The 6,905-nt window shown below is 76.9% G+C and carries 5 protein-coding genes and 1 pseudogene; 1 reads left to right on the top strand and 5 read right to left on the bottom strand.

Annotated features, from left to right (window positions below):
* Nucleotides 1-1,704 precede the first annotated feature (1,704 nt).
* On the bottom strand, nucleotides 1,705-3,207 hold the full coding sequence (locus C1I99_RS27500; RefSeq protein WP_111137119.1) for a replication-associated recombination protein A: 1,503 nt from the start codon (nucleotides 3,205-3,207) through the stop codon (nucleotides 1,705-1,707).
* A 75-nt stretch (nucleotides 3,208-3,282) separates the two neighbouring features.
* Nucleotides 3,283-3,492, bottom strand: a complete 210-nt coding sequence (locus C1I99_RS27495; RefSeq protein WP_111137118.1) for a hypothetical protein — start codon at nucleotides 3,490-3,492, stop codon at nucleotides 3,283-3,285.
* 145 nt (nucleotides 3,493-3,637) lie between these two features.
* Here C1I99_RS27495 and C1I99_RS27490 point away from each other — a divergent pair, with 145 nt between their 5' ends.
* A complete protein-coding gene (locus C1I99_RS27490; protein WP_111137117.1) occupies nucleotides 3,638-4,381 on the top strand; it encodes a GNAT family N-acetyltransferase in 744 nt (247 codons plus the stop codon).
* A gap of 99 nt (nucleotides 4,382-4,480) precedes the next feature.
* Here C1I99_RS27490 and C1I99_RS27485 read toward each other — a convergent pair whose 3' ends face one another.
* From C1I99_RS27485 to C1I99_RS27475, 3 genes and pseudogenes are all read right to left on the bottom strand, one after another.
* On the bottom strand, nucleotides 4,481-5,800 hold the full coding sequence (locus C1I99_RS27485) for an MFS transporter (RefSeq protein WP_111137116.1): 1,320 nt from the start codon (nucleotides 5,798-5,800) through the stop codon (nucleotides 4,481-4,483).
* The gene (locus C1I99_RS27480; protein ID WP_111137115.1) at nucleotides 5,797-6,396 is read right to left on the bottom strand and encodes an ArsR/SmtB family transcription factor; all 600 of its coding nucleotides are present in this window, start codon (nucleotides 6,394-6,396) and stop codon (nucleotides 5,797-5,799) included. The genes C1I99_RS27485 and C1I99_RS27480 overlap by 4 nt, the downstream gene beginning before the upstream one ends.
* Nucleotides 6,397-6,517: 121 nt before the next feature.
* A pseudogene (locus tag C1I99_RS27475) lies at nucleotides 6,518-6,905 on the bottom strand (hypothetical protein); the annotation flags it as partial.

The following is a 6,905-nucleotide window of genomic DNA, read 5'->3' as shown; positions in this document are numbered from 1 at the left end:
GCGCCGCACGCCGACCCCGAGGCGGAGCCTCGCCGTCCGGCGCCGCACGCCGACCCCGAGGCGGAGCCTCGCCGTCCGGCGCCGCACGCCGACCCCGAGGCGGAGCCTCGCCGTCCGGCGCCGCACGCCGACCCCGAGGCGGAGTCTCGCCGTCCGGCGCCGCACGCCGACCCCGAGGCGGAGCCTCGCCGTCCGGCGCCGCACGCCGACCCCGAGGCGGAGCCTCGCCGTCCGGCGCCGCACGCCGACCCCGAGGCGGAGCCTCGCCGTCCGGCGCCGCACGCCGACCCCGAGGCGGAGCCTCGCCGTCCGGCGCCGCACGTCGGCGCCGGGGTGGCTCCGGGTCGGCGCCCGCGGCGGGCACGCCGGGTACCGGCGGGGCGTTGCCGCTGAGCGGCACCAGCGGGTCCTCGGTCGCGGCGGCCCGGCGCCGGCCGCGTACGGATTCGCCCGCACCCTGCCGCCCCGGTGCGCGCCCATCGTTGATGCCGGCCGCCGGGCCGCTCCGGCGGCCGGTGCCGTCGGCGGCGGTCGCGCCCCCGGATCCGGCCGGTGCGTGGCCGGTCACCTCGACGGGCGCCGACGCGCCGGTGTCGCCGGGGCCGCGCCGCGGGCGCCCCGGGGCCGCCTCCCGGTCGTCGGGGACGGGCCGCCCAGCGGTCGGGGCACCGGAGGTGGACTGGGCAGCGCCCGCCGTGGGCCCGCCGAACCGGCCCGTGGCCCCGCCTGGGCGGCCGGGCTCGGTTGGGTCCGGTCGGCGTCGCCCGGCGCCCCCGCCGGTCGCGGCCCCGTGTCGTCCGGCGGGGCCGCCGGGAGCCGCCCGGCGCCCGGTTTCCACGCCGTCCTGCGTCACGTCACGCGCGGCGTCCGCCCCGGCCGGGCCGGGACGCCGAACCGGTTCGCCGGGGCGTACGCCCGGGTCGGTCGGCGCCACCGCGGCGGCGCGCCCGCCGGAGCGCCGGCCCGGAGGCGGGCCGGCCGGCGCGGCGGCGGGCAGCCCGCCCGGAGCACCGCTGGGCGGCGCGGCCGGCGGGCCGGAGTGCGAGGCCGTCCCCGGTCGGATGGGCGTACCGGGCGGGGAACCGGCGGGCGGGCGCGGCTGCTGGCCGGTGGACGTGTCGGCGTACGGCCGGGTGTGCTGCCCGGTGGAGGTGCCGGCGTGCGGGTCGGTCGGAGCGTCCGAGACCGGTCGCGGCCGCCGCTCCGGGCCGGCCGGGCCGGGCTGCGGCCAGCCGCCGGTCGGCGTTGGGCCCCGGCGTCCTGGCGGCTCCGGCGCGACGGGGCCGGGTGCCGGCGGGCCGGAGCGCTCCGCGGCCGGCCGGTCGTCCGGGTGGCGGACCGGCCGCGCCTGGTCGGGCGCACCGGGCCAGGGGCCTGGACGGGAGCGTGGATCCGCCTCGCCGCGCCGCACCGGGGGCGTCGCGGCCGGCCCGCGGGCCGGCGGCGCCTCCGGACCGACCCCGCCGGGAGGGGCCGGCACTCCCGGGTGCGGCCCGGCGGGCGGGACCGGCTCGACCCCGTCGGGACCCAGCTCGATACGTTGCTGCTTGGCCGACCGCAGGTCGTCGATCCAGCCGAACTCCTCGCCGCTGATCGGCTCCTCCGGCTCGGCCTCGGCCTTGCCGCGCCCCCAGCGGCGGCCCTTGGCGCGGGATTCGCGCCGCTCGTCGGGGCCGTCCTCCGGTCGCTCCGAACCACGCGATCTCACTGCTGACCCTCCCCGGCGGCGTCGCTGCCGCCCTCGTGCACGGTACCGGCGCCGCCCGTACCCGTCGGGCGGCTGCCGTTACCCGTCGTGCCGGCCGCGACCGTCGCGGCCGGCGCACCGGTGGCCGGCGCCGGCAGCCCGCGGACGATCCGGCGCAGCAGCGGCAGCCGGGTGGCCACCGACCGCTCGGCGCCGTGCTGGCTGGGCCGGTAGTAGTCGGTGCCGACCAGGTCGTCGGGTGCGTACTGCTGGGTGACCACGCCCCGCTGGTCGTCGTGCGGGTACCGGTAACCGGTGCCGTGGCCGAGCCCCTTGGCGCCGGCGTAGTGCGCGTCGCGCAGCCCGCGCGGCACCGGCCCGCCCCGGCCGGCCCGTACGTCGGCGATGGCGGCGCCGATCGCCGTGGTGGCCGAGTTCGACTTCGGCGCGGTGGCCAGGTGGATCACCGCCTGGGCCAGGTTGAGCTGGGCCTCCGGCAAGCCGACGTACTCGACGGCGTGCGCGGCGGCGGTGGCCACGCTCAGCGCGTCCGGGTCGGCCATCCCGACGTCCTCACTGGCGAAGATGACCAGCCGGCGGGCGATGAACCGGGCGTCCTCGCCGGCGACCAGCATCCGGGCCAGCCAGTGCAGCGCGGCATCCACGTCGGATCCGCGCATGCTCTTGATGAACGCGCTGGTCACGTCATAGTGGGCGTCGCCGGCCCGGTCGTAGCGCACGGCCGCCACGTCGACCGCCTGCTCGGCGGTGGCCAGATCGATGCGCCCGGCGCCGAGGGCCGTCGCGGACCCCGCGGCCGCCTCCAGCGCGGTCAGCGCCTTGCGCACGTCGCCGCCGGCGAGGCGGACGAGATGCTCCTCCGCCTCGGGCTCCAGGCTCAGCGCGCCGGCCAGGCCGCGCTCGTCGGCGACCGCGCGGCGCAGCAGGCCGCGCACCGCCGCGTCGTCCAGCGGCTGGAGGGTGAGCAGCACGCACCGCGACAGCAGCGGCGAGATGACTGAGAAATACGGGTTCTCCGTGGTGGCCGCCAGCAGCGTGACGGTTCGGTCCTCCACCGCGGCCAACAGCGAGTCCTGCTGGGTCTTGCTGAACCGGTGCACCTCGTCGATGAACAGCACGGTCGGCGGCCCGCCGGAACGGCGCTGGCGACGCGCCGTCTCGATCACCGCGCGGACGTCCCTGACCCCGGCGGTGAGCGCCGACATGGCCACGAAGCGGCGGTCGGTGGCCCGGGCCACCAGGTGCGCAATGGTGGTCTTGCCGCTGCCCGGCGGCCCCCACAGGATGACCGACATCGGCGCGGCGCCGGAGACGAGCTGGCGCAGCGGGGCGCCCGGGGCGAGCAGGTGGTCCTGCCCGACCAGCTCGTCGAGGCTCGCCGGGCGCATCCGGACGGGCAGGGGCGAATCCTCCGCTACCGCAGCGAAGCCGTCGGCGCCCGCGGGCGAGGCGGGCGCTCCGGCGGGTTCGCCAAGGGTGAAGAGGGCGTCGGACTCCATCACGAGAACAGTACCGGGCCCGGCCGGCGACACCGGAATCGCGCCGCGGGCCGGGCCATCGATGATCGGTTGCGGTCAGCCCCGGCCGGGGCGCCGGCCGTACCAGCGGCCCCGGCCGCTACCGCCCGGTCCGCGACCGACCCCCGCCAGGTAGAGCGAGAGCAGCAGCAGGCCGATGAGCACGAGGGTGTGCCAGTTGAACAGGTCCGGTGCACCGAAATTGGTGTCCAGCAGGTCGAGCAGCAGGGCGAAGCCGAAAACGATCGCCGCGAGAATGGCGAGCATGTCGTTCCTCCGGTAGGGGGTCCCAGTGGGTCGCCGCGGGATGTACCCAATCGGTCCGCGGGCCAATCTCCACCGTGGAGCGGCCCGCTCCGCCCGGCCGCTCCGGCCCGCCACCGGCGGCCGCACCCCGTTCTAGGCTGGTCACATGATCACTGCTGACCAGGTCCTGGAGGGGCGGGACGCCATCCTGGCGGCGGCGCGCCACCACCCGTACGCCCGGCACGCGCTGTGGCGCGGCGACCGCCTGCGCGGCTGGCTGCGCGACGACGCGGTGGGCTGGCTGATGCCGGCCGGCCGAAGCCCGGCCGGCGACGCGATCGGCGCGCCCGGCGCGGCGGTCGAGGTGTTCGCCGGCCTGGCCGCCGACGGGGTGCTCCGTCCCGGCCAGTGGCTGCACCTGCCGCGACTCGACCCGGCCGTCCTGCCGGCCGGTCGGCTCACTGTCGACCGGCACGACGAGTGGGACTTCCTCTGGACCGCCGCCGCCCCGCCCCACCAGGCCGAGGAGGAGCGGGTGGTCCGCCTCACCGGGGCGGACCACCCGGCGCTGACCGAACTGATCGAGGAGTCGTTCCCTACCACCACGTCCCGCCCAGGGGACCCGCGGGTGGTCGACTGGTACGGCATCCGGGACGGTGACCGGCTGGTCGCCGGCGGGGCGGACCGCAGCCGGGGCGACGTCGGCTTCCTCGCCGGCCTGACCGTCGCCCCCGACCGGCGGGGCCAAGGCCTGGGCGGGGCGCTCACGGCCGGCATGACCCGCGCCCTCCTCGCCCGGTACGACCACGTGGCGCTCGGCGTCTACCGGGTCAACGTCGGCGCGATCCGGCTCTACCGGCGGCTCGGCTTCACCAACACCCTGGCCCGCACCTCCTTGCTGCTGGGCTGAGCGGCGCCGCCCCTGATCCCGACGTCCAAAGATCCGCGCACCTTCGGTGACGGGATCTTCCGTCCGGGTCGGGCGAAGGCGCGCGGATCTTGACGGGGGTCACCGGGCGGGGGTGATTGCGTCGTCCGCGACCACCTGGGGAACCGGGGCCGTCGGGCCGGCCGGTCGCGCGGCGTCGGTCCCGGGCTGGCGGCCGGCGCGCCAGGCGGGCAGGTAGAGCGGGGCGGCGACGGCGAGCACCACCGCGCCGGCCAGCATCGCGGCGCGGACGCTGACCGCGTCGGCCAGCGCGGTGAGCACGACGGCGCCGACCGCGAACCCGGGCTGGCTCATCATCGAGTTCAGCGAGATCACGCTGGTCCGGTACGGGCCGTCGACCTGCCGGTGCAGCAGCCCCATGTGCAGCGGGTTGGACGCGCCGTGCACCGTGTAGCAGGCGAGGTAGGCGAGCAGCACCCCGACCGGGCCGGCGAAGAGTCCCATGCCGACCACCGTGGCGCCCTGGACGATACGCAGCAGCGCGGCGCTGGGCGCGGCTCCCAGCCAACGCAGCAGCAGCGGGGTGAGCGCGGCGCCGGCCGCCCCGGCCAGCCAGGCCGCGGAGTTCGCCGGGCCCAGCAGTGCCGCCGCCCGCTCGGCGTCGCCGGCCACCTCGGCGAGGCGTACCGGCAGCAGCGACTCGAAGGTGACCATGCCGAAGCCCCAGAACAGCTCGACCGCCACCAGGGCGAGCAGCACGCGGGACCGGCGCAGCAGCCCGAACGCCTGCCCGACCATCCGCGGCGCCTCGGCGACCGAGGCCCGCAGCGCCGCGGCGCCCCGGGCCGGGCGGACCTCAACCAGCAGCACCAGCAGGGCGGCCAGGGCCACCACCTGGAGTGCGGCGGCGACCAGCACCGGAACGGTGAGCGCGCTGATCGGCCCGACCGGGCCGAGCGCGACCAGGCCGCCGCTGAGCAGCGCGCCGACGCTGATGGCCACGCCGATGACGGTGCCGGCGTATCCGAGGCCCGGCTCGTACTCCGCTTTCGGGTCGGCGGCGAGGGTGGCGTCGACGTACCAGGACTCCAGGGGGCCGCTGTCGAGGGCGCGGAAGACGCCCTGCAACGCCCAGATCAGGAAGAAGAGCGCGAACGAGTCGGCGACGGCGAAGAGCAGCAGGGAGAGCAGGCTGAGCACCCAGGCCACCAGCAGGACGGGTCGCCGGCCCAGGGCGTCGGCGAGCCCGCCGGTGGGCAGTTCCAGCGCCAGCACGACCAGGCCCTGGGCGACGGAGACCAGGCCGATCTGGGACAGCGACAGGCCGCGCTCCTGCATCAGCAGGATCATCACTGGGATCATCAGGCCGGTGGGCAACCAGCGCAGGCCGTGCAGCACCAGGAAGCGGCGCCGGACCTGGCGTACGGACAGGGCGCTCATCGCATCTCCCCGGTCAGCGGATAGGCGGCCACGAAGATCTGCACGGGTTGGGCGTCAGGATCCCCGGCGGCGCTCTCCTCGCGGTAGCGCTCCAGAAGCTGCCACACCTCCGCGTTGAGCGCCTTCAGCCGGGCTGGCGGAATCGTCATGAAGATGTCGCCCATACCGAGGGCGTCCCGCCACGTCGGCGACCACTCGTGCTGGACGGCGAACCACCGCTCGGCGTGCTCCACCAAGTGGCGCACCTGATCGCCCTGGATCCACTCGATCGCGGCCCGGGCGTCGGGGTCGTCGTCGAAGTCGGTCGGCTCCCAGCTCGTCAGCTCATGCGCGGCACGCCACCAGCGCTGCCGCCCAGTCGCCAGGTCCGGCTCCTCCACGACCAGCCCTACCTCGGCGAGCTGACGCAGGTGGTAGCTGGTGGCGCCGGTGTTGGTGCCGAGCAGGGCGGCGAGGGTGGTGGCGGTGGCGGGCCCCTTCACCCGCAACGCACCGAGCAGTCGCATCCGCAGTGGATGCGCCAGCACCCGGACCTGCCGATGATCGAGCCGCACCGCGCGCTTCGCCGGGCGCGGGTTCGCGTCGTCGCTGCCCATGCTTGCACAATATCTGTGCACAGCTTCTATGCACAAGAGTTGTGCATAGAAGCTGTGCACCGAGCGGTAACCCGGCCGCGTTGAGGGAGATCGCCTCGGGCGCCGCGCGCGGCGGGGTGGATCAGGCAGCGAGGGGTTCCCGGACACCCCGCAGTCGGGTGCGCAGCAGCGCCGCGGCGCGGGACGAGTCGAGGCGAACCTCGGCCGGGCGGAGCAGCCCGGAGGAGGCACTGGTGGTGGTCTTCATCCCGGCAGGGTCGAGGCCGTGCCGGCGGGCCACCAGCAGACCCAGTTCCACCCGGCTGACCGCGTCCGGACCAGCCACGTTGAGCGGGCCGGCGTGATCGCTCTCGACCAGCTCCAGCACGGCGGCGGCCAGGTCGGTGACGTCCACCCGCCGCGCCTCGACCCCCGGCACCGCCACGAGGCCCGAGTGGTACGTCCCCACGACCCGCCGCCCGGCGGCGACCGCCTGCCGGCACACCTCTGCCCCCAGGTACCCGCTGGCC

Source organism: Micromonospora deserti (assembly GCF_003236335.1).
In the GTDB taxonomy this organism is placed as follows: Bacteria; Actinomycetota; Actinomycetes; order Mycobacteriales; family Micromonosporaceae; genus Micromonospora; species Micromonospora deserti.
This window is presented reverse-complemented; position numbering and strand designations above follow the sequence as displayed.

Excerpts from the sequence above, each read along its gene's own strand:
- C1I99_RS27500 (WP_111137119.1), bottom strand. The coding sequence starts at position 3,207 with ATGGAGTCCGACGCCCTCTTCACCCTTGGCGAACCCGCCGGAGCGCCC.
- C1I99_RS27495 (WP_111137118.1), bottom strand. The coding sequence starts at position 3,492 with ATGCTCGCCATTCTCGCGGCGATCGTTTTCGGCTTCGCCCTGCTGCTC.
- C1I99_RS27490 (WP_111137117.1), top strand. The coding sequence starts at position 3,638 with ATGATCACTGCTGACCAGGTCCTGGAGGGGCGGGACGCCATCCTGGCG.
- C1I99_RS27485 (WP_111137116.1), bottom strand. The coding sequence starts at position 5,800 with ATGAGCGCCCTGTCCGTACGCCAGGTCCGGCGCCGCTTCCTGGTGCTG.
- C1I99_RS27480 (WP_111137115.1), bottom strand. The coding sequence starts at position 6,396 with ATGGGCAGCGACGACGCGAACCCGCGCCCGGCGAAGCGCGCGGTGCGG.